The sequence below is a fragment of the Jannaschia sp. L-14R genome (assembly GCF_056857695.1).
In genome coordinates this window covers 334661-353773 of record NZ_JBSXNP010000010.1, presented here as the reverse complement: position 1 = coordinate 353773, position 19113 = coordinate 334661, and the positions used below count along the sequence as shown (strand labels likewise).

At 63.1% G+C, this 19113-nt stretch carries 18 protein-coding genes; 5 read left to right on the top strand and 13 right to left on the bottom strand.

Features of this window, described 5'->3' with window-relative positions; all coding sequences use genetic code 11:
* Nucleotides 1-4 precede the first annotated feature (4 nt).
* The 4 genes from AC13C2_RS10090 to AC13C2_RS10075 all read left to right on the top strand — a co-directional run bounded on the left by AC13C2_RS10090 (nt 5) and on the right by AC13C2_RS10075 (nt 2725).
* A complete protein-coding gene (locus tag AC13C2_RS10090) occupies nt 5-709 on the top strand; it encodes a precorrin-6A/cobalt-precorrin-6A reductase (protein ID WP_482886734.1) in 705 nt (234 codons plus the stop codon).
* Nucleotides 648-1307: a DNA-3-methyladenine glycosylase family protein gene (locus tag AC13C2_RS10085; RefSeq protein WP_482886733.1), complete on the top strand. Its 660-nt coding sequence runs from the start codon at nt 648-650 to the stop codon at nt 1305-1307. Before AC13C2_RS10090 ends, AC13C2_RS10085 begins: the two co-directional genes overlap by 62 nt.
* Nucleotides 1304-1960: an alpha/beta hydrolase gene (locus AC13C2_RS10080; protein WP_092761502.1), complete on the top strand. Its 657-nt coding sequence runs from the start codon at nt 1304-1306 to the stop codon at nt 1958-1960. The genes AC13C2_RS10085 and AC13C2_RS10080 overlap by 4 nt, the downstream gene beginning before the upstream one ends.
* A 147-nt stretch (nt 1961-2107) precedes the next feature.
* The gene (locus AC13C2_RS10075) at nt 2108-2725 is read left to right on the top strand and encodes an HNH endonuclease (protein WP_092761501.1); all 618 of its coding nucleotides are present in this window, start codon (nt 2108-2110) and stop codon (nt 2723-2725) included.
* 117 nt (nt 2726-2842) lie between these two features.
* On the opposite strand, the gene AC13C2_RS10070 is transcribed toward AC13C2_RS10075, so the two are convergent.
* The 9 genes from AC13C2_RS10070 to mazG form a co-directional block, all read right to left on the bottom strand.
* Entirely contained in the window at nt 2843-4093 is a 1251-nt protein-coding gene (locus tag AC13C2_RS10070) for a cation:proton antiporter (RefSeq protein WP_482886732.1), read from the bottom strand.
* 4 nt (nt 4094-4097) lie between these two features.
* Nucleotides 4098-4535, bottom strand: a complete 438-nt coding sequence (locus AC13C2_RS10065) for a cupin domain-containing protein (RefSeq protein ID WP_482887008.1) — start codon at nt 4533-4535, stop codon at nt 4098-4100.
* 184 nt (nt 4536-4719) lie between these two features.
* Nucleotides 4720-5997, bottom strand: a complete 1278-nt coding sequence (gene eno / locus AC13C2_RS10060; protein WP_482886731.1) for a phosphopyruvate hydratase — start codon at nt 5995-5997, stop codon at nt 4720-4722.
* 48 nt (nt 5998-6045) lie between these two features.
* Complete coding sequence (locus AC13C2_RS10055) at nt 6046-6924, bottom strand: DMT family transporter (protein WP_482886730.1); 879 nt, start codon at nt 6922-6924, stop codon at nt 6046-6048.
* A gap of 54 nt (nt 6925-6978) precedes the next feature.
* A complete protein-coding gene (locus AC13C2_RS10050; RefSeq protein WP_482886729.1) occupies nt 6979-7404 on the bottom strand; it encodes a Fur family transcriptional regulator in 426 nt (141 codons plus the stop codon).
* A gap of 50 nt (nt 7405-7454) precedes the next feature.
* Nucleotides 7455-8843 (bottom strand): protein adenylyltransferase SelO, encoded by a 1389-nt coding sequence (locus AC13C2_RS10045; protein WP_482886728.1) that lies wholly within the window; start codon nt 8841-8843, stop codon nt 7455-7457.
* Between the two features lie 47 nt (nt 8844-8890).
* On the bottom strand, nt 8891-9829 hold the full coding sequence (locus tag AC13C2_RS10040) for a nucleoside hydrolase (RefSeq protein ID WP_482886727.1): 939 nt from the start codon (nt 9827-9829) through the stop codon (nt 8891-8893).
* A 66-nt stretch (nt 9830-9895) separates the two neighbouring features.
* Nucleotides 9896-10900: a Fe(3+) ABC transporter substrate-binding protein gene (locus tag AC13C2_RS10035; RefSeq protein WP_482886726.1), complete on the bottom strand. Its 1005-nt coding sequence runs from the start codon at nt 10898-10900 to the stop codon at nt 9896-9898.
* 69 nt (nt 10901-10969) lie between these two features.
* Nucleotides 10970-11788: a nucleoside triphosphate pyrophosphohydrolase gene (mazG, locus tag AC13C2_RS10030; protein WP_482886725.1), complete on the bottom strand. Its 819-nt coding sequence runs from the start codon at nt 11786-11788 to the stop codon at nt 10970-10972.
* A 56-nt stretch (nt 11789-11844) separates the two neighbouring features.
* Here mazG and AC13C2_RS10025 point away from each other — a divergent pair, with 56 nt between their 5' ends.
* The gene (locus tag AC13C2_RS10025) at nt 11845-13005 is read left to right on the top strand and encodes a M20 aminoacylase family protein (protein ID WP_482886724.1); all 1161 of its coding nucleotides are present in this window, start codon (nt 11845-11847) and stop codon (nt 13003-13005) included.
* On the opposite strand, the gene gluQRS is transcribed toward AC13C2_RS10025, so the two are convergent.
* The 4 genes from gluQRS to gyrA all read right to left on the bottom strand — a co-directional run bounded on the left by gluQRS (nt 13002) and on the right by gyrA (nt 19101).
* Nucleotides 13002-13820 carry a tRNA glutamyl-Q(34) synthetase GluQRS gene (gluQRS, locus tag AC13C2_RS10020; RefSeq protein ID WP_482886723.1) on the bottom strand — a complete coding sequence of 273 codons (819 nt, stop codon included), beginning with the start codon at nt 13818-13820 and terminating at the stop codon, nt 13002-13004. The genes AC13C2_RS10025 and gluQRS overlap by 4 nt on opposite strands.
* On the bottom strand, nt 13817-15235 hold the full coding sequence (gene trmFO / locus AC13C2_RS10015) for a methylenetetrahydrofolate--tRNA-(uracil(54)-C(5))-methyltransferase (FADH(2)-oxidizing) TrmFO (protein ID WP_482887007.1): 1419 nt from the start codon (nt 15233-15235) through the stop codon (nt 13817-13819). The genes gluQRS and trmFO overlap by 4 nt, the downstream gene beginning before the upstream one ends.
* A 120-nt stretch (nt 15236-15355) precedes the next feature.
* Nucleotides 15356-16204: a LysR family transcriptional regulator gene (locus AC13C2_RS10010; protein ID WP_482886722.1), complete on the bottom strand. Its 849-nt coding sequence runs from the start codon at nt 16202-16204 to the stop codon at nt 15356-15358.
* Nucleotides 16205-16332: 128 nt separating this feature from the next.
* On the bottom strand, nt 16333-19101 hold the full coding sequence (gene gyrA, locus AC13C2_RS10005; RefSeq protein WP_482886721.1) for a DNA gyrase subunit A: 2769 nt from the start codon (nt 19099-19101) through the stop codon (nt 16333-16335).
* Between the last annotated feature and the right edge of the window lie 12 nt (nt 19102-19113).

Genomic DNA, 19113 nt, shown 5'->3' with positions numbered 1-19113 from the left:
GGTGATGATCCTTGCCGGCACGGGGCTGGCGCGGCGGGTCTGCGCCGCTGTCGCGGATTGCGACGTGCTTGCGTCCCTGGCGGGCGTGACGGAGGTGCCGTGCGATCTGGAGGTGCCGACACGGATCGGCGGGTTCGGTGGCGAGGCCGGGTTTCGGGCCGCTCTTGACGGTGTGTCGGCGGTTCTGGACGTGACGCATCCGTTTGCGGCGCGGGTCACCGAACGGACGGTGCGCATCTGCCGCGAGATGGGCGTGCCTTATCTGCGGTTGCAACAACCGCCATGGCCGAACGATCCGACATGGCATGTCCATGCCACCACCGCCGCCGCCGCCGATGCCATTCCGACCGGCGCGCGCGTGTTCCTGTCGACGGGTCCGGGATCGCTCGTGCCGTTTTTGCAGCGTGGGTTGCATCTCTGGTGCCGCCGTATCGACCATGCCCCGACGCGCGACGGCGTGACGTGGATCGTTGCTCGTCCCCCCTTCACCGAGGATGGTGAACGCGCCCTTTTCGCCCTGCTGGGTGTCACGCATCTGGTCAGCAAGAATGCCGGCGGCGCGCGGGCCAAGCTGGACGCGGCGCGCGATCTTGGGCTAGCCGTCCACATGATCGCCCGGCCGAAAGACCCCGGCGGAGAGGAAAGTCATGACATCGACCGCGCCATCGCCTTCGTCCGACACCATTCGGCGGATCGAGACCGACGCTGACATTGCGGAAGGCGCGGCATGGCTGGCGACCCACGACCCGCGCCTTGCCGAAGCTCTCGATTTGACCGGACCGCTGCCGCTGCGCCGCCGGGCCGACGGGTTTCGCGCGCTTCTGGGCGCGATCGTCAGCCAGCAGGTCAGCGTCGCTTCGGCCAATGCCATCGTCGCGCGCTGCGAGGCGGCGGACTTGCATGACCCGGAGATCGCGCGTCGGGCAACGGAGGAGGAAATGCGCGCCTGCGGTCTCTCGCGCCAGAAGATACGCTATATCGGCGCACTGGCCGAGGCGCGGATCGACTTCGACGCCCTCCGCACCGCGCCAACCGATCAGGTCGTCGCCACGCTGACCGAAGTGCCCGGCATCGGACGCTGGACGGCCGAGATCTATGCGATGTTCTCGCTTGGTCATGCCGATGTCTTTGCGCCGAACGATCTGGCCCTTCAGGAAGCCGCGCGGATGCTGTTGGACCTGCCCGAACGGCCCAAGGAACGCGAAATGCGTGTCATCGCGGAACAATGGTCGCCGTGGCGGGCGGTTGCGGCCCGCCTGCTCTGGGCATACTACGCCGAGGCCAAGAAACGGGAGGGCATCCGATGACGCTGCGCCACGAACGCCGGGGGCCGGATGCGCCGAAGCGGCTTGTGATCTTTCTGCACGGGTATGGTGCGAATGCCGCGGACCTGATGGGTCTGGCCGATCCGCTGACACCGCATATGCCCGACACCGCCTTCATCGCCCCCGACGCGCCCGAAGCCTGCGCCGGTGCGCCGATGGGGTATCAGTGGTTTCCGATCCCGTGGATCGACGGATCGTCGGAGGAGGAGGCGATGGCGGGCATGGACCGCGCCGTCGACGACCTCAACGACTGGCTGGCCACGACCATGGAGGCCGAGGGCGTGACGGCGGCGCAGACAGTCCTGTTCGGGTTCAGTCAGGGCACGATGATGGCGTTGCATGTCGGGCCACGCCGGGCCGATGCCTTTGCGGGGATCGTCGGCTTCTCGGGCCGGATGCTCAAGCCCGAGGATCTGTCGGAGGAGGTCGTCAGCCGCCCGCCCGTCCTTCTGGTGCATGGTGACTCGGATGAAGTTGTTCCGATCCAGTCCCTTCCCGAAGCCGCAGAGGCGATGGAAGCCGCCGGATTCGAGCGGGTCTATGCGCATGTCATGAAGGGCACCGGCCACGGGATCGCGCCGGACGGATTGCAGGTCGCACTGGCCTTTTTGCGCGATGTCTTCGGGATTGAGTGACCACCGTCTGAAAACATTCATATTGCCCGTCTAGCCAGACCGCATCTTGAGGCTTGTCAGGGGATCGTCCCCAGATATAGTCGCAATCAACAGGGGCCGCGCGCCCGGATCAACGGACGCGCCGCCCCCAGATGTGGAGGGCGAGAGATGTCCGCCTTGTTGCAAGCCGCCTCGACCGCGACGGGGCCTGATTTCAGAACTGAATTCTCTCGCGATCCGGCGGGCCTGAAGCATTTTCCGGCGCTGGTTCTGAATGCGGATTATCGCCCGCTGTCCTATTACCCGCTGTCGCTCTGGCCCTGGCAGGACGCGGTGAAAGCGGCGTTTCTGGACCGTGTCACCATCGTCAGTGAATACGAGGAGGTGGTGCGGTCGCCCTCCACCACGATCCGCATTCCGTCGGTGGTGGTCCTGAAGGATTACGTCGCACCGCAGCGCCGCGTTGCCTTCACCCGTTTCAACCTGTTTCTGCGCGATGAATTCGCCTGCCAATACTGCGGATCGAAGGGCGATCTGACGTTTGACCATGTCGTGCCGCGCGCGCGGGGCGGGATCACATCGTGGGAAAACGTCGTCGCGGCCTGCGGGCGATGCAACCTGCGCAAGGGTTCGAAATCACTGAAACAGGTCGGATTCCATCTTCGCAAACCGCCACGCCGGCCCGAGGCCGGACAGTTGATGAATCTGGGGCGGAAGTTCCCGCCGAACCACCTGCATGCGTCATGGATGGATTATCTGTATTGGGACGCCGAGCTGGAGGCCTGAGCGCCGTTCCATGCGCAAGACGAAAGCCCGGCGAGCATTGGAGCAATCGTTCGATCAGCACATCCTGTGCTGGGGCGCGAAAACCATCGGCCAGTGGCGGTCTCGTCGCGGGAGGCATTACATCAACTCCGGCTCGCCCCCGAGTCTTTTCGCCAGCCGCGCCACCGTCAATCCCTGCACGATGATCGAGAACAGGACCACGATATAGGTGCAGGTCAGCATCAGCGGCTTCCATTCGTTCTCCGGCAGGGCCAGCACCAGCGCGACCGAAATGCCGCCTTTGAGGCCACCCCAGGTCATGATGCGGGTGATGCCGTCCTCGAAGTTCGGACCAAAGGGCTTGAGCAGGGCAATCGGCACGGCGACGGCGGCAAAACGGGCGACCAGATGCAGGCCGATGGAGGCGATGCCGGCAATCAGAAAGCTGGCGTCAAAGGCGACGGCGAAGACCTCGACCCCGATCAACAGGAACAAAACGGCGTTCAGGATCTCGTCCACCAGCGTCCAGAACGTATCGACATGGGCGCGGGTGTCGTCGGACATGCCGTATTTGCTGCCGACATCCCCGATCAGCAGGCCCGCGACCACGGCCATGATCGGGGCCGATATTTCAAGCCAGACCGCCAGTTGATAGCCGCCAAAAGCCAGGGCAAGGGTGATCAGAACCTCCAGCGGAGGATCGTCGATGCGACGCATGATGCGGAACGCGATCCAGCCCAGCAGGCCGCCAAGGGCGGCGCCGCCGAAAGCCTCTTGCACGAAAAGACCGGCGGCTGCCGAGAGGCCGGCGCCATGGACCTCGCCCGACGGGAAGGCGATGCCCACCAGAACGAGAAACACGACATAGCCGACGCCGTCGTTGAACAGCGACTCGCCCGCGATCTTGGTTTCCAGTGTTCTGGGCAGGCTGGCCGCGCGTAACACGCCCAGCACCGCAACCGGATCGGTGGGCGAAATCAGCGCGCCGAAGACCAGCGCGATCAGCAGGGGCGCGCCCGTGATCCAGCTGAAACCGACGCCAGCGATTGCAGTGGACAGGCCGACGCCAACCGTCGCCATAAGCAACACCAGCACCCATTCGCGTTTCAGGTCGGACACCTTGACATGCAGCGCGCCCGCGAACAGCAGCAGGCCGAGCATGCCTTCCAGCAGGGCATCCGAGAACTCGATGTTCAGAACGACCGAGCGCACGTTATCGGCCATGCCCAGACCCGGCGCGAACCAGTCGAGAACCATGATTCCGAAACTGGCCGCCAGGGCAACGATCAGGATGCCGATGGCGGAGGGCAGTTTCAGGAACAGATAGTTCACCGCCCCGAACGCCGCGGCCAGAACCAGCAGAAGAGACGCGATCTGAAGCAAATCCATGGCGTTAGGTCCCATTCTTCATGTGGGGAATGTCGAAATCGGATGGCGCCAGCGTGAAGCCTTCGAATTGAAATCCGGGACTTACGGTGCAACTGACCAGTGTCCAGTCGCCCGTGGTGCGGGCGGCTTGCCAGTGGTGCTTTGGGACCATGCCCTGAAACGCCATGGTTTCCATGTCGGGACCAAGGGTCAGGTCGGTGGCTGGTCCCGCGTCATTTGCCGACGTCGACAGGATCAGCGGCGCCCCGGCGTGCCAGAACCACAGCTCGTCCGCATCGACACGATGCCAGTGGCTGCCGCCACCATCACGCAGCAGGAACAGAATGGCGGTTCCGGCGGGACGGGTGCCAGCGGGTGCGTCGCTGACGAAGGTTTGGCGGTAAAATCCGCCTTCGGGGTGTGGCGACAGGTTCAGCCGGGTGATGATCTCGTCCGCCGTCATGCTCTCCACCGTTCTTGTCACTGGGTGCAAGGCCCGGTGCAGATTGTTGTGGCGATGCCTGCCCTTCGCAAGACGGACGGGACATCGCCGACGACATCAACCCGGTCAAGATCATCGGCAGTCCGACCATAGTGATGACGCCTGCCAAAGGGGACCGGATCGGGCCTTGACGCGATACGCCGGATCAGCCGCGCAGGATCGAACGACCGGCGAACACGGCCGTCTCGCCCAACATTTCCTCGATCCGGATCAACTGATTGTATTTGGACAGCCGGTCCGAGCGCGCAAGCGACCCGGTCTTGATCTGACCGCAGTTTGTGGCGACCGCCAGATCGGCGATGGTCGCGTCCTCGGTTTCGCCGGAACGGTGCGACATGACGCAGGTCATGCGGTTGCGATGGGCCAGCGATACGGCCTCCAGCGTTTCCGAAAGGGTGCCGATCTGGTTGACCTTCACCAAGAGCGAGTTCGCAGCCTTCCTTTCGATGCCGTCGGCCAGTCGAGCAGGATTGGTCACGAACAGGTCGTCGCCCACCAGTTGCACCTTGTCGCCCAACTCCTCGGTCAGGGCGATCCAGCCGTCCCAGTCGTCCTCGGACATGCCATCTTCGATCGACAGGATCGGATAGTCCCGGACCAGTTCCGCCAGATACGACACGTTCTCATCCGATGAGAGCGTTTTTCCTTCCCCGGCAAGGTGATACGCACCGTCCTTGAAGTATTCCGTCGCCGCGCAATCCAGCGCCAGCATGATGTCTTCACCGGGTGCGTAACCGGCCTTTTCAATGGACTTGAGAATGAAATCCAGCGCATCGCGGGTCGACGACAGATTGGGGGCAAAACCGCCTTCGTCGCCGATGCCGGTCGACAGGCCCGCCGCCGACAGCTCCCCCTTGAGAGTATGGAAGATTTCGGACCCCATGCGGACAGCCTCGGCGATGCTGGCCGCAGCGACCGGCATGATCATGAATTCCTGAATGTCGATCGGGTTGTCGGCATGTTCGCCGCCGTTGATGATGTTCATCATCGGCACCGGCAGAACCCGCGCCGAGGTGCCGCCGACATATCGGAACAGGGGCAGGGCGCTGGCATCCGCAGCCGCCTTGGCGACGGCCATCGACACGCCCAGAATGGCGTTCGCACCCAGACGGCCCTTGTTGTCGGTGCCGTCCAGTTCGATCATCGCGCCGTCGATGGCCTCCTGTTCGGTCGCATCGAACCCGGCAATCACCTCCGCGATTTCTCCGTTTACGGCATCCACGGCGCCCAACACACCCTTGCCACCATAGCGGCTTTTGTCGCCGTCGCGCTTTTCCACCGCTTCATAGGCCCCGGTCGATGCGCCTGATGGCACAGCCGCGCGGCCCATCGTGCCGTCTTCGAGGAACACATCGACTTCGACCGTGGGATTGCCCCGGCTGTCGAGGATTTCGCGGGCATGAATATCGGTAATCGTGAACATGGGGCCTCCGGGGCGAATTGTGCTTGGCCGAGGGTCTAGCGCGCCCTGTTACGCTTGGGAAGCCGCCCGCAGCCTCGCTTCGCGCAGCAGGGTGAAAACACCCGACCCGATTACGATCACGACGCCGACGATCATCAGGGCATCGGGCCGTTCGCCGAAGGCGACAATGCCGACGATCAGGGCGAACAGCATCCGGCTGTAGCGGAACGACGAGACGACTGAAATATCGCCCAATCGCGTGGCCCCCACGATCGCCAGGTAGCCGACCATGCCGACGGCGACGGCAACGGCGAGGATGCCGATCTGCGCCGCATCCGGGATCACCCAGGACGCGCCGGTCAAAAACTGCAGCAGCAAGCCTGCGGGCACCAGCGATGCGAAGGCGTGCAGAGACAGACGCGCGCCAGAGACGATGCCGGGCATTGTCCGTGTTACCAGATCGCGCGCCGCCAGGCCAAGCATGCCGCCCACCGCCAACAGGGTTGCGGGGTCGAAAGCGGAGGAGCCGGGGCGCAGGATGATCAGCACGCCTGCAAATCCGACACCGATGGCCAGCCAGCGCCGCCAGCCGACGCGCGCGCCCAGAAACACCGCAGCGCCCATCGCGACGACCAGAGGCGTGGCCTGAATGACAGCCGAGGCAGTGGCCAGCGGGATCAGCGCCAGCGCCGATACGAAACAGAGCGTGCCCGCCACCTCGAACCCCGAGCGCAACAGAACCTGCGGGCGCAGGTAATGGGGCGACCAGACCGTCTGACCTGTGGCGATCAGCCATCCGACGAAGGCCAGCGATCCGCCGAGTCCCAGCATCCAGATGATCTGAGCCGCCGGGAAAGTGCCCGACAGCGCCTTGATCAGCCCATCTTCCAGCGCGAAACAGGCCATAGACCCGACCATCAGCGCAGCACCGCGCAGCGTGTCGGTCATCGGGCGGTCCAATTGTCAGACATTCGAGACGAAACGCGGCGGCTTCGCCAAATGTCAGACATTTGGCTTTCGCTTCACGCCGAACAGCTCCAACCGGTGTCCCTTGAGGTCATAGCCCAGCCGTTCCGCGATCTTTTCCTGCAGGGCCTCGATCTCGGGGTCGACGAATTCGATCACTTTGCCGGTCTGCATGTCGATCAGATGGTCATGGTGTTCGCGTTCAGCGTCCTCATACCGCGCGCGGCCATCTCCGAATTCGCGACGCTCCAGCAGCCCCGATTCCTCGAACAGTTTCACTGTCCGGTACACGGTGGCGACCGAGATATTCGGGTCGATGGCACTGGCCCGCGCGTGGATCGTTTCGACATCGGGATGATCGAACGCATCCTCCAGCACCTGTGCGATGGTCCGGCGCTGGCCCGTCATACGCAACCCATGGGTTTCACAGCGGTCGAGGATGGAGGGCGCCGAGCTTGTCATATCCGCCTCCTAGCGGGCCACGACGCGCGCGGCAATTGTGGCGCGGTCGGTCATGTGCCGCAGAACGTCTGCGTGACCCGCTCGTGCGCGGCGGCGGGGATACGATAGGGGGCGTTGGCCTCGGTCTCCTGCCACGGATCGGTCAATACGGCATTGAGCGCATGGAAGGGTGCGAAGTCGCCCGTATACGCGGCGGCAATCGCCTCCTCGACGCGGTGGTTGCGGGGGATGATCGCGGGATTGGCGCGGCCCATCGCAGCCGTGTCGGGGTTGCGGGCCAGCCATCGCGCCTGCCAGTCGTCGAACCGGTCGCGAGTCAGGACTTCGTCCCGAGCGCGTCCTGGCGCGGTGGTCAGCGCGCGGAAGACATTCGTGAAATCGCCCTGACCTTCGGACATGATATCAAGCAGTTCCATGGCAAGGCTCATGTCGTCCACGCCGATCTTCGCGTTCATCACGGCGGTCCACTCGGCGGCATAGAGGTCGCGGAATCCGTCCAGAGCGCCGGTTGCTTCGGCCACCGCCGCCTCCCGCTCACCCATCAGGGGCAAGAGGGCGGTCGCCAGTTGCGCCAGGTTCCACAGCGCGATGTCCGGCTGGTTTTTCCACGCATAGCGTCCGAACTGGTCGATGCTGCTGAACACTGTATCGGGGTGATAGGACTCCATGAATGCGCAGGGTCCATAGTCGATGGTTTCGCCGGAGATGGTCATGTTGTCGGTGTTCATGACACCGTGGACGAAACCGAGACCCATCCATTGCGCAATCAGTTTGGCCTGAACACCCATCACATGTCGCAGCAGGCCCATCGGGCCTTTGGCGTCCGGCGCATGACGGGCGAGCGTGTAGTCCAGCAGAGCCTGCAAGCCGTCCACATCGTCACGCGCGGCAAAGACCTGAAACGTGCCGACGCGGATGTGACTGGAGGCCACCCGTGTCAGGACGCCGCCGGGCAGAGGCCCTTCCTGTCGCAGAACCGTCTCGCCCGTGGTCACAGCTGCCAGAGCACGGGTCGTCGGGACACCCAGAGCATGCATCGCCTCGGATAGGATGTATTCGCGGATTACTGGCCCAAGCGCCGCGCGTCCGTCGCCCATCCTGCTGTAGGGGGTCGGGCCGGAACCTTTGAGTTGCACGTCCACCCGGCGGTTGCCGTCCATATGTTCGCCCAGCAAGATCGCGCGCCCATCGCCCAGTTGCGGGGACCAGCCGCCGAACTGATGCCCCGCATAAAGCTGCGCCAAGGGGTCGGCCCCGTCCGGCAAGGCGTTCCCGGCAAATACGTCCAACTGATCGTGCAACAGGTCGGGGTCCAGCCCCAGATCGCGCGCCAGCCCCTCGTTCAATGCGATCCAGCCGGGTGTACTGACGGCGGTGGGTGCCATCTTGGTATAGAAGCGCCCGGGCAGGCGGGCGTAGCTGTTGTCGAAGGCGAACATGCGCTTCCTCTTTCCTTAAATATCCCGGCGCACGAGGCAGAGCCGCGCTACCCCAGCCGGGCCAGACGCTCGGTCAACAACGAAAAGAACCCGTCCGCATCGACGTCGCCGATGAACATCGCATTGGCCGGGCGGTCCGTTACACGCCACCAGTCCGCGACGGTCATACCGCGGGTCAGCGGGCTGTCGACCTCGATTTCCACGTTGATCTCGCGCCCGGTGAACAGGTCGGGCTTCAACAGCCAGGCAATCACGCAGGGGTCGTGCAGCGGCGCGCCTGCGGAGCCGTATTTTTCCTTGTCGAACCGTTCGAAGAAATCGGTCCATGCGGCGACCATGCGCCCGACTTCGGTGCCCAGATCGCGGAACGCCTGCACTCGATCGGCGGTGGTCAAGGCCTTGTGCGTGGCATCCAGCGGCAGGACGGTGATCGGTGCACCGGCGGCAAAGACGATCTTGGCGGCTTCGGGGTCGACATATATATTGAACTCGGCGGCGGGGGTGATGTTCCCCACCTCGAAATACGCACCGCCCATCAATACGATGCGCTGCACCCGCGCGACGATGTCGGGCGCGCGCCGGAATGCGGTGGCGATGTTGGTCAGCGGCCCAAGCGGGCAGAGCGTGACGGTGCCGGGCGCCTCGGCCCGTAAGGTCTCGATAATGAAATCGACCGCATGGATGTCCTGCAACGGCATCGTCGGTTCGGCCATCTGCGGCCCGTCGAGGCCGGTCTTGCCATGCACGTGTTCGGCGGTCACCAGGTCACGCGCCAGCGGACGATCGCATCCGGCGAAGACCGGCACATCGGGCCGCCGTGCCAATTCGCAAACGATGCGGGCGTTTCTGGCCGTCAGGTCCAGTGGCACGTTGCCCGCTACGGCGGTCAGACCCAGCACCTGCAATTCGGGCGAGGCCAGCGCCAGCAGGATCGCGACGGCGTCGTCCTGTCCGGGGTCGGTATCGATGATGATTTTACGTGTCATGCGGTCATCAAAACGCCGCGCCCCGGATTGTCCAGAGCGCGGCGCAACGTCAGGGACCGCAGGCGGTCAATTGTCGAAGTCGATTGACTGCATGATCTTCAGCGCTTCGGCACGATTGCTTGCTACGGCTGTCAGAGAGGTGGTGTCGGGCGTCAGCTCACCCCAGCTTGCAACCAGGTCCGACGGTGGGGTGCCCGGTGTCACGGGATATTCGTTCACCACTTCGGCATAGATTTGCTGCGCTTCGGGTGACGACAGGTATTCCATGAAGGCCAGCGCCTCCGCCTCGTTCGAGGCGCCATTGACCATCGCCACGCCCGAGATGTTCACATGCGTCCCGCTGCCGTCGGCGAAGGTCGGGAAGTCGAGGCGGACGGCATTGGCCCAGTCCTGCTGTTCGGGGTCGGCCAGCATCGCACCCATGTAATAGGTATTGCCCAGGGCGATGTCGCATTCCCCGGCCCAGATCGCCTTGACCTGATCGCGGTCGCCGCCCTCGGGCGGGCGGGCAAGGTTGGCCTTCACGCCCTCGGCCCAATCGGTCGCGGCCTCGATGCCGTCATGTTCGATGATCGCCGACAGCAGCGCTATGTTATAGGCGTGGGTGCCAGACCGGGTGCAGATCCGGCCCGCCCATTTCGGATCGGCCAGGTCCTCGTAGGTTGTCACTTCGCCTTCGCCGACACGTTCCTTGCTGGCATAGACGATGCGCGCGCGGGTGGTCAGGCCGAACCAGTTGCCGTCGGGGTCGCGCATCTCTGCAGGGATATTCGCGTTCAGGATCTCGCTTTGCACAGGCTGGGTGACGCCGGCTTCACGCGCCTCTTCCAGGCGGGCGACATCTACGGTGAAGATCAGATCGGCAGGCGACCGCGGACCTTCCGCGACCAGGCGTTCCGTGATGCCGTTGTCGATGTAGACGACGTTTGCAGTATTGCCCGTCGCCTGCTGGAAGCCCGCGATCAGCGGCTCAATCAGCTCGGGCTGACGATAGGAATATACGTTCACCTCACCTGCGAACGCAGGCAGGGCAGCGAGTGCCGTAGTGGCAAGGATGAAAGTTCTGAACATCGGAGAATCCTCTGTGGTTGGATGACGGAGGTATTCCCGACTCAAACACTCAGGTCAATCCCGACAAAATCACTTTGGTATTTTTTCAGCCGATTTTACCGCGTCCCATAGCCGGTCCATCTCCGCGAGATCGGAATCTTTCGGTGTACGGCCCTCAGTGGCCAGCGCGTCCTCAATGGCCTCGAAGCGGCGGGTAAACTTTGCGTTAGCGGCGCGCAGTGCGGCTTCGGGGTCGACATCCAGATGGCGGGCGAGATTGGCCATCACGAACAGAAGATCGCCCATCTCCTCGGTCACTTCGTCGGCGGTCAGGGCATCCCTGGCATCGACAAGTTCGACGGCTTCCTCGCGCAGCTTGTCCAGAACGGCGACGGTTTCGGGCCAGTCGAAGCCGACGCGCGCCGCCCTGTTTTGTAACTTTACGGCCCGCATCAGCGCGGGCAGGCCCAACGCTACGCCATCCAGAGTCCGGCCCTGCCGTTCCCTGGCCTTTGCTGCCTCCCAATCCTGCACCTGCTGCTGGGCGGTTTTATCGCGGCTGTCGTCGCCCCAGATGTGCGGATGGCGGTCGACCATCTTCTGCGCAACCTGCTCGGCAATCGAATGAAAGTCGAAGCGCCCGTCCTCGGCCCCCATCCGGGCATGATAGACGACCTGCAACAGCAGATCGCCCAATTCCCCCTCAAGTTCGTCCCAGGCATCCCGCTGGATCGCATCCGCGACTTCGTAAGCTTCCTCGATGGTGTAGGGTGCGATTGATGCGAAGTCCTGTTCGATGTCCCATGGACAGCCCGTGACAGGATCGCGCAGTCGGTCCATGATCGCCAGCAGACGGGGCAATCCCCCGCCGGGTGCAGTGCAAAGGTCGTTTTGCGGATTTTCCGGCATTGGTATTCCTCCGTTCTCTGTGTTGTCTGCCCCTCAAAGCGAACAGGAGACAAGTCATGCCAGTCCTCAATTCCATCGCCGCGCTGCAACCCGAAATGCAGGAGTGGCGTCGTTGGCTGCACCGCAATCCGGAACTTCAGTTCGACCTGCCCAGGACCTCGGGCTTCGTGGCGGGGAAACTGCGCGAGTTCGGCATCGGCGAAATTCACGAGGGTATCGCCACTTCGGGCATCGTCGCCATCATCGAGGGACAGGGCGACGGCCCGACCATCGGTCTGCGCGCCGACATGGACGCGCTGCCCATCAAGGAAGCGTCAGGGGCCGAATACAGCAGCGAAACCAGCGGCAGGATGCACGCCTGCGGCCATGACGGGCACACGGCGATGTTGCTGGGCGCGGCGAAATATCTGGCCGATACTCGCAACTTCAAGGGTCGCGTGGCGCTGATTTTTCAACCCGCGGAGGAGGGCGGCGGCGGCGGCAACGTCATGGTGCAGGAGGGTATAATGGACCGCTTCGACATCTCGCATGTCTATGGCATCCACAACGCGCCCAACTTTACCGAAGGTGAGTTCTTCACCACGCCCGGCCCGATCATGGCCGCCGTCGACACGTTCCACATCGACATAACCGGCAAAGGCGGGCACGGCGCGATGCCGCACGATACCAAGGACCCGATCGTCGCGGCGCTTGGCATCGGGCAGGCGATCCAGACCATCGTCAGCCGCAATCATTACGCGCTGGACGAACTGGTCGTATCGATCACGCAGATCCACACCGGCACGGCGGACAACATTATTCCGGGCACGGCTTATGTCGAGGGCACGGTGCGGACATTCGACCCGGCGGTGCAAGACATGGTCGAGCGGCGGCTGGGCCAGATCGTCGCGGGGCAGGCGGCGGCCTATGACGTCGAAGCGACATGCCGGTATGAACGGGGTTATCCGGCGACGGTGAACGATGCCGAGAAGGCCGCATTCGCCGCGTCGGTTGCGGCGGATGTCGTGGGCAAGGACAAGGTCACGTCCGATGCGCGCAAGGAAATGGGAGCCGAGGATTTCAGTTACATGCTGAACGTGCGCCCTGGTGCCTATCTGTTTTTGGGGACGGGGGACGGGCCGGTGCTGCACCACCCGGAATACGACTTCAACGACGCCATCGCGCCCATAGGGGCCAGTTTTTTTGCCCGGATGGTCGAGACGGCGCAGCCGCTTTAGGGCGCGATGCGACTCCGGCGGAGGTGGGCGATCAGGTCGCCTGCCAACCATCCCGAACTGCGGTAACTGGCAATACTGCGCGCATCGTCGCGTTTGGCCAGCCGCCTGCCTTCGGCATCCCGGACCAGATCGTGGTGGTGATAGGTGGGCGTCGGAAGGTGCAGCAGACGTTGCAGGGCAACATGGATCGGGGTGGCTTCGGCCAGATCCTCGCCCCGCGTGACAAGATCGATTCCTTGCGCCGCGTCGTCGATGGTGACGGCCAGATGATAACTTGTGCCCATCTCGCGACGGGCGATGACGACGTCGCCGATGCTGCGTACGAAAGTGTCAGCGGGCATTGACCGCGGGCTGCCCCGTTCGGTCCACGACAGGTTCGGCACCGCGTCCGCATCCAGCCGCAGAGCCATACCGTCGGGCCGGGGTCCGGTGCGGGATGCCCCCCTGCAGGTGCCGGGATAGACGATGCCGTCCGGCCCCATCAACGGCGCGTTTTCCTGCGGGGCGGAGGCGGCGGTTTGGATATCGCGGCGGTTGCAGGTGCAGGGATAGAGGACGCCTGCGTTCCACAGGCGGTCCAGCGCGGCAGTGTAAGATGTCAGGCGGTCGGATTGACGCATCACAGGTGTGGGCCAGTCCAGACCCATCCAGTGCAGGTCGTTGTAAATCGCGGCCTCCCATTCCGGGCGGGCGCGGGATTGGTCGATGTCTTCGATCCGCAGCAGCATGTTTCCCAGATCGTCCGCCACCATCGCGGCCCAGGCATGACCCAGATGCAACGGCCCGGTGGGGGACGGGGCGAAGCGAGTGATCATTCCGCTGCTTCGCGCAGCCTCAGCCAGTCCTGCCAATCGGCCTTGGCGCGGTCGGTGTACATCTTGTACCGGACCTGCCGCCCCTTGCGACCGCCCTTCGCGACCACGGGGGGGAACAGGCCGAAGTTGACGTTCATCGGCTGGAAGGTCTTGGCCTCGGCCCCTCCGGTAATGTGGTGGATCAGAGCGCCCATGGCGGTCGTCTGCGGCACCGGGGGCAGGGACGTGCCGGTCATCTCGGCGGCGGCCATCCGCCCGGCCAATAGGCCCATCGCGGCACTTTCGACATAGCCTTCGACCCCGGTGATTTGCCCGGCAAAGCGAATGTGGGGCTTGGATTTCAGACGCATCTGATTGTCCAGAAGAGTGGGTGAGTTGATGAAAGTGTTCCGGTGAATACCGCCCAGGCGCGCGAAGGATGCATTTTGCAGACCGGGAATCATAGAGAAAACAGACTTTTGCGCGCCATACTTCATCTTGGTCTGGAAGCCGACAATGTTATAGAGTGTGCCCAGCGCGTTGTCGCGGCGCAGTTGCACCACGGCATAGGCCTTTTCGGCCGGATTGTGAGGATTGGTCAAGCCGACAGGTTTCATCGGGCCGAAGCGCAGCGTTTCTCGCCCGCGATCGGCCATGACTTCGATGGGCAGGCAACCGTCGAAATAGGGGGTTGGGTCAGGGGAAGAACCGGCTTCGCCCGGCTTGAACTCGGTCTTCTCGGCGGCCAGCAGCGCGTCGATGAACGCCTCGTACTGTTCGCGGGTCATCGGGCAGTTGATATAGGCGGTGCGTTCTTCCTCGGTCTCGCCCTTGTCATAGCGCGACTGCATCCAGGCCGTGTCCATGTCGATGGTGTCGAAATGAACGATGGGGGCTATGGCGTCGAAGAAGGCGAGACTGTCCTGACCCGCTTCGGCGGCGATGGCCTGTGCCAGCCCCGACCCGGTCAAGGGGCCGGTGGCGATGATCCAGTTCCCGCTGTCGGGCAGGGCTGTGATCTCTTCGTATTCGATGGAAATCAGGGGGTGCGCCAGCAATCTGGCTGTCACCGCCTCGGCGAAGGGATCACGATCCACGGCCAGAGCGCCCCCGGCGGGAAGGCGATGTGCATCCGCCGTTTCCATGATGATGCCGCCCGCTGCGCGCATTTCCCAATGCAGCAGGCCGACGGCGTTCTGTTCGCTGTCGTCCGACCGAAAAGAATTCGAACAGACCATTTCGGCCAGTGATCCGGTGCGATGCGCGAAGGTGGCGACCTTGGGCCGCATTTCGTGGAGGGTAACGGAAACGCCCGCCTGCGCAGCCTGCCACGCAGCCTCGGACCCGGCCATGCCGCCGCCGATGATATGAAGTCTGTCTGCCATGCGCCCCTCATACGGCCCCGCCCGATCGTGCGAAAGCCTGTATGAGAAAATACCCGCCGACAGGGGCGATTTGCCGACCGCAATCCGGCTGGTCCGATCGCAGGCTAGCGCACTTTACCCGCCGAAAGCAGACTGTTCATGTCGAGTTGTTCATGTCTAGGGCCGACGGGTTTACTGGCTGGCCAGCTTCAGACCGCTTTTTGAACTGGAACTGCAAAACCAATCCACGACGGCGCGCAGTGTCGTGTCACTGTGGCGGGTTTCGTGATACGTGATCCACAATTCACCCTTCAGATCGTTGTTCGGCATATCGGCCAGAACCAGATTGTGATGCGGCTGAACCATGAAATCGGGCAGAAGCCCCGGCAGTCCGGTTTGAACAACCATATCCAGCGCCATCGGCATTGATTCAACGCGGTAGCGTGGACTGGGCTTGGCGTCGGGATACACCCTCAACAGGTAATCGGCATCAGGAAAACGCTGGGTCAGCCCGATCCATTCGCCGTTCAGCACGGCGTCAGGTGCGTGATAGACGCGGAGCGAATAGTCGCAGAATTTCCGCGCCTTGAGGCGCCCCCCTTCGGGGCGTCCGATGCGAACCTGAATATCCGCTTCACCCAGGCCTTGCGAAAAGGTCTTGTCAGTCAGCGTCAGGATCACCTGTGGAAGATATTCACTCAATTCGCTGGTGCGGGGCAGGATGAACTGCCGATGAACGGCGGGCGGTGCAGCGATTTCAATCGGAATCATCACGTCGTCATTGCCTTCGGCCATGCCGACGATTTCAGACCGCAGTCTGTGGTCCAGGTCTTCGGCGATCAAGGCCAGACGTTCAGCCGCAAGTGTCGCCACAAATCCTGTCCCGCGCTTTTCGAACAGCGAAATCGAGAGGTCGTGGCTCAGCCGGTCAAGACGGCGAGACACGGTCGCGACATTGGTGTCGAGATACCGCGCGGCGGCTGACATCGTTCCGTGCCGCGTCATTGCGAGCACGAATTTCAGATCATCCCAATTGTCCAAGGTTTTAGGCATTGTCGAGACATCCCTGCTTTCTGCGGGTTCCCTCACTCTTAAGACGAGATTGGAGGGACTGTCACGCCTGCGATTGCGGATTTGCGATTTTGTCGGTCAAAGTTGCCGTATATGGTTCACTCCATATCTGTGACGTTGGTCCCATCTTCCGACACATCGTCGTCCGAACTGTCAGCGACGCGCGCGACCGAGACCACTTTTTCCGAGCCCTTGGTATCAAAGACCTTGACGCCGCCGGCGCTGCGCGAACGGAAACTGATGCCGTCGACCGGGCAGCGGATCGACTGACCGGTTGATGTGGCAAGCATGATCTGGTCGTCCATCTCGACAGGGAACGCGGCAACGATCGGGCCGCCGCGCGCCGTCTTGTCCTGTGCCCCGACGCCCATGCCTCCGCGGCCCCGAACGGGATAATCGTGCGATGACGACAGCTTGCCCGCGCCGTTTTCAGTGATGGTCAGGATCAAATCTTCATGCGCCGACATCTCGGCATAGCGCTCGGGGTCGATGGTGGCGTTGGCGTTTGCCTCCTCGTCGTCGGGCGATTCCGCATCGTCGGCCAACCCGGCCACCGCGCGGCGCATTTTCAGGTAGGCCGTGCGTTCGTCGGACGTCGCATCGAAGTGGCGGATCACGGCCATTGACACGACGGCGTCGTCCTTACCGATCCTGATACCGCGCACACCGGTCGAGGCGCGCGAGTTGAAGACCCGCACGTCGGTCGCCGGGAATCGGATCGCGCGACCGAACCGCGTCACCAGCATCACGTCATCGTCGTGCGACGCGATGCGCGCGTTGATCAGCGACCATCCCGCGCTTTCGCCCTCGAACTTCATGGCAATCTTGCCGTTACGCATGACGTTGGCGAAATCCGAGAGTTTGTTGCGCCGTACCGTGCCGCGGTCGGTGCAGAAGACCACCTGCAAATCGCCCCAGTCCTCTTCTTCGCGGTCGACAGGCATGATGGCGGCGATGCCGGTGCCAATCTGGATCGGCAAAAGGTTGACCAGCGCCTTGCCCTTGGAGGTGCGTCCACCTTGCGGCAGGCGCCAGGTCTTGAGTTTGTAAACCATCCCGTCGGTCGTGAAGAAAAGAAGCGGCGTATGGGTGTTGGCCACGAACAGGGTGGTGACGACATCCTCTTCCTTGGTGGCCATGCCGGCGGTGCCCTTGCCGCCCCGCTTCTGGGCACGGAATTCGACCAGCGGTGTGCGCTTGGCATAACCGGACGAGGTGATGGTCACGACCATATCCTCGCGTTCGATCAGATCCTCGTCGTCCATGTCACCGGACCATTCGGTGATTTCGGTGCGGCGGGGGACGGCAAACAACTCGCGCACTTCGCGCAGCTCGGTCGAGATAATGTCGAGGATGCGCGCGCGAGATCCGAGGATTTCGAGGTACTCCTTGATCTTGCCCGCAAGCTCTTCCAGCTCGTCCGTAACTTCCTTGACGCCCAGTTGCGTCAGGCGTTGCAGGCGAAGTTCCAGAATGGCGCGGGCCTGAATCTCCGACAGGTTGTATGTGCCGTCGTCATTCAACGTATGGGTCGGGTCGTCGATGAGGCGAATGAACGGGGCGATTTCCTCGGCGGGCCAGGCGCGGGTCATCAGCTTTTCGCGCGCTTCGGCGGCGTCCTGGCTGGCGCGGATGGTGCGGACGACTTCGTCCACGTTGCTGACGGCGACGGCCAGACCGCAGAGGATATGGCTGCGTTCGCGGGCCTTGCGCAATTCATAGGCCGTGCGCCGGGCAATGACATCCTCGCGAAACGACAGGAAAGACGTCAGAAATGCCCGCAGGGTCAGCTGCTCGGGCCGTCCACCGTTCAACGCCAGCATATTACAGGCGAAACTGGTCTGCATCGGTGTGAAGCGGAACAACTGGTTCAGGACGACTTCCGCGGTGGCGTCACGCTTCAATTCGACCACGACGCGGACGCCCACACGGTCGGATTCGTCCTGCACGTGGGCGATACCCTCGATGCGCCTGTCCTTGGCGGCCTCAGCGATCTTTTCGATCATCGTGGCCTTGTTCACCTGATAAGGGATTTCGTCGAGCACGATGGCATAACGATCCTTACGGATTTCCTCGATACGGGTCTTGGCGCGCATCACGACGGAGCCGCGCCCCTCCAGATATGCCTTCCGGATACCGGTGCGGCCCAGAATGATGCCGCCGGTCGGAAAGTCGGGACCGGGAACGTATTCGATCAGGTCTTCGGACGTCAGGTCCGGGTTTTCGATCAGCGCAAGACAGGCGTCGATGACTTCGCCCAGATTGTGCGGCGGGATATTCGTCGCCATGCCGACAGCGATGCCGCCCGCGCCATTGACCAGCATGTTGGGAAAGCGGGCGGGCAGGACCGACGGCTCCATATCCTTGCCATCGTAATTCGGTACCATGTCGACGGTGTCTTTTTCGATGTCAGCCAGAAGGTATGCGGCAGGCTTGTCCATCCGCACTTCGGTATAGCGCATGGCGGCCGCGTTATCGCCGTCCATCGAACCGAAGTTGCCCTGACCATCAAGCAGAGGAAGCGACATCGAGAAGTCCTGCGCCATTCGCACCAGCGCCTCGTAAATCGCGGAATCGCCGTGCGGGTGATACTTGCCCATGACGTCGCCGACGGGGCGCGCCGACTTGCGATAGGACTTGTCGTGCGTGTTGTTTGTCTCGTGCATCGCATAGAGAATGCGGCGGTGAACCGGCTTCAGACCGTCGCGCAGATCGGGGATCGCGCGCGAAATGATGACCGACATGGCGTAGTCGAGGAACGAGGTTCGCATCTCGTCGATGATCGAAACCTGCGGCCCATCGTGGTGCATGACAACGCGCTTGGGAGTTTCGTCTTCGTTTTCAGGCATTTCCGGCTCGTCGTTCATGCGATTCTCGGC

Coding starts and splice junctions, on each gene's coding strand:
- AC13C2_RS10070 (WP_482886732.1), bottom strand. CDS start 4,093: ATGGATTTGCTTCAGATCGCGTCTCTTCTGCTGGTTCTGGCCGCGGCG.
- mazG (WP_482886725.1), bottom strand. CDS start 11,788: ATGCCGGAAAATCCGCAAAACGACCTTTGCACTGCACCCGGCGGGGGA.
- AC13C2_RS10085 (WP_482886733.1), top strand. CDS start 648: ATGACATCGACCGCGCCATCGCCTTCGTCCGACACCATTCGGCGGATC.
- AC13C2_RS10075 (WP_092761501.1), top strand. CDS start 2,108: ATGTCCGCCTTGTTGCAAGCCGCCTCGACCGCGACGGGGCCTGATTTC.
- AC13C2_RS10055 (WP_482886730.1), bottom strand. CDS start 6,924: ATGACCGACACGCTGCGCGGTGCTGCGCTGATGGTCGGGTCTATGGCC.
- AC13C2_RS10025 (WP_482886724.1), top strand. CDS start 11,845: ATGCCAGTCCTCAATTCCATCGCCGCGCTGCAACCCGAAATGCAGGAG.
- gluQRS (WP_482886723.1), bottom strand. CDS start 13,820: ATGATCACTCGCTTCGCCCCGTCCCCCACCGGGCCGTTGCATCTGGGT.
- AC13C2_RS10050 (WP_482886729.1), bottom strand. CDS start 7,404: ATGACAAGCTCGGCGCCCTCCATCCTCGACCGCTGTGAAACCCATGGG.
- AC13C2_RS10080 (WP_092761502.1), top strand. CDS start 1,304: ATGACGCTGCGCCACGAACGCCGGGGGCCGGATGCGCCGAAGCGGCTT.
- AC13C2_RS10045 (WP_482886728.1), bottom strand. CDS start 8,843: ATGTTCGCCTTCGACAACAGCTACGCCCGCCTGCCCGGGCGCTTCTAT.
- gyrA (WP_482886721.1), bottom strand. CDS start 19,101: ATGAACGACGAGCCGGAAATGCCTGAAAACGAAGACGAAACTCCCAAG.
- AC13C2_RS10065 (WP_482887008.1), bottom strand. CDS start 4,535: ATGACGGCGGACGAGATCATCACCCGGCTGAACCTGTCGCCACACCCC.
- AC13C2_RS10035 (WP_482886726.1), bottom strand. CDS start 10,900: ATGTTCAGAACTTTCATCCTTGCCACTACGGCACTCGCTGCCCTGCCT.
- AC13C2_RS10040 (WP_482886727.1), bottom strand. CDS start 9,829: ATGACACGTAAAATCATCATCGATACCGACCCCGGACAGGACGACGCC.
- eno (WP_482886731.1), bottom strand. CDS start 5,997: ATGTTCACGATTACCGATATTCATGCCCGCGAAATCCTCGACAGCCGG.
- AC13C2_RS10090 (WP_482886734.1), top strand. CDS start 5: ATGATCCTTGCCGGCACGGGGCTGGCGCGGCGGGTCTGCGCCGCTGTC.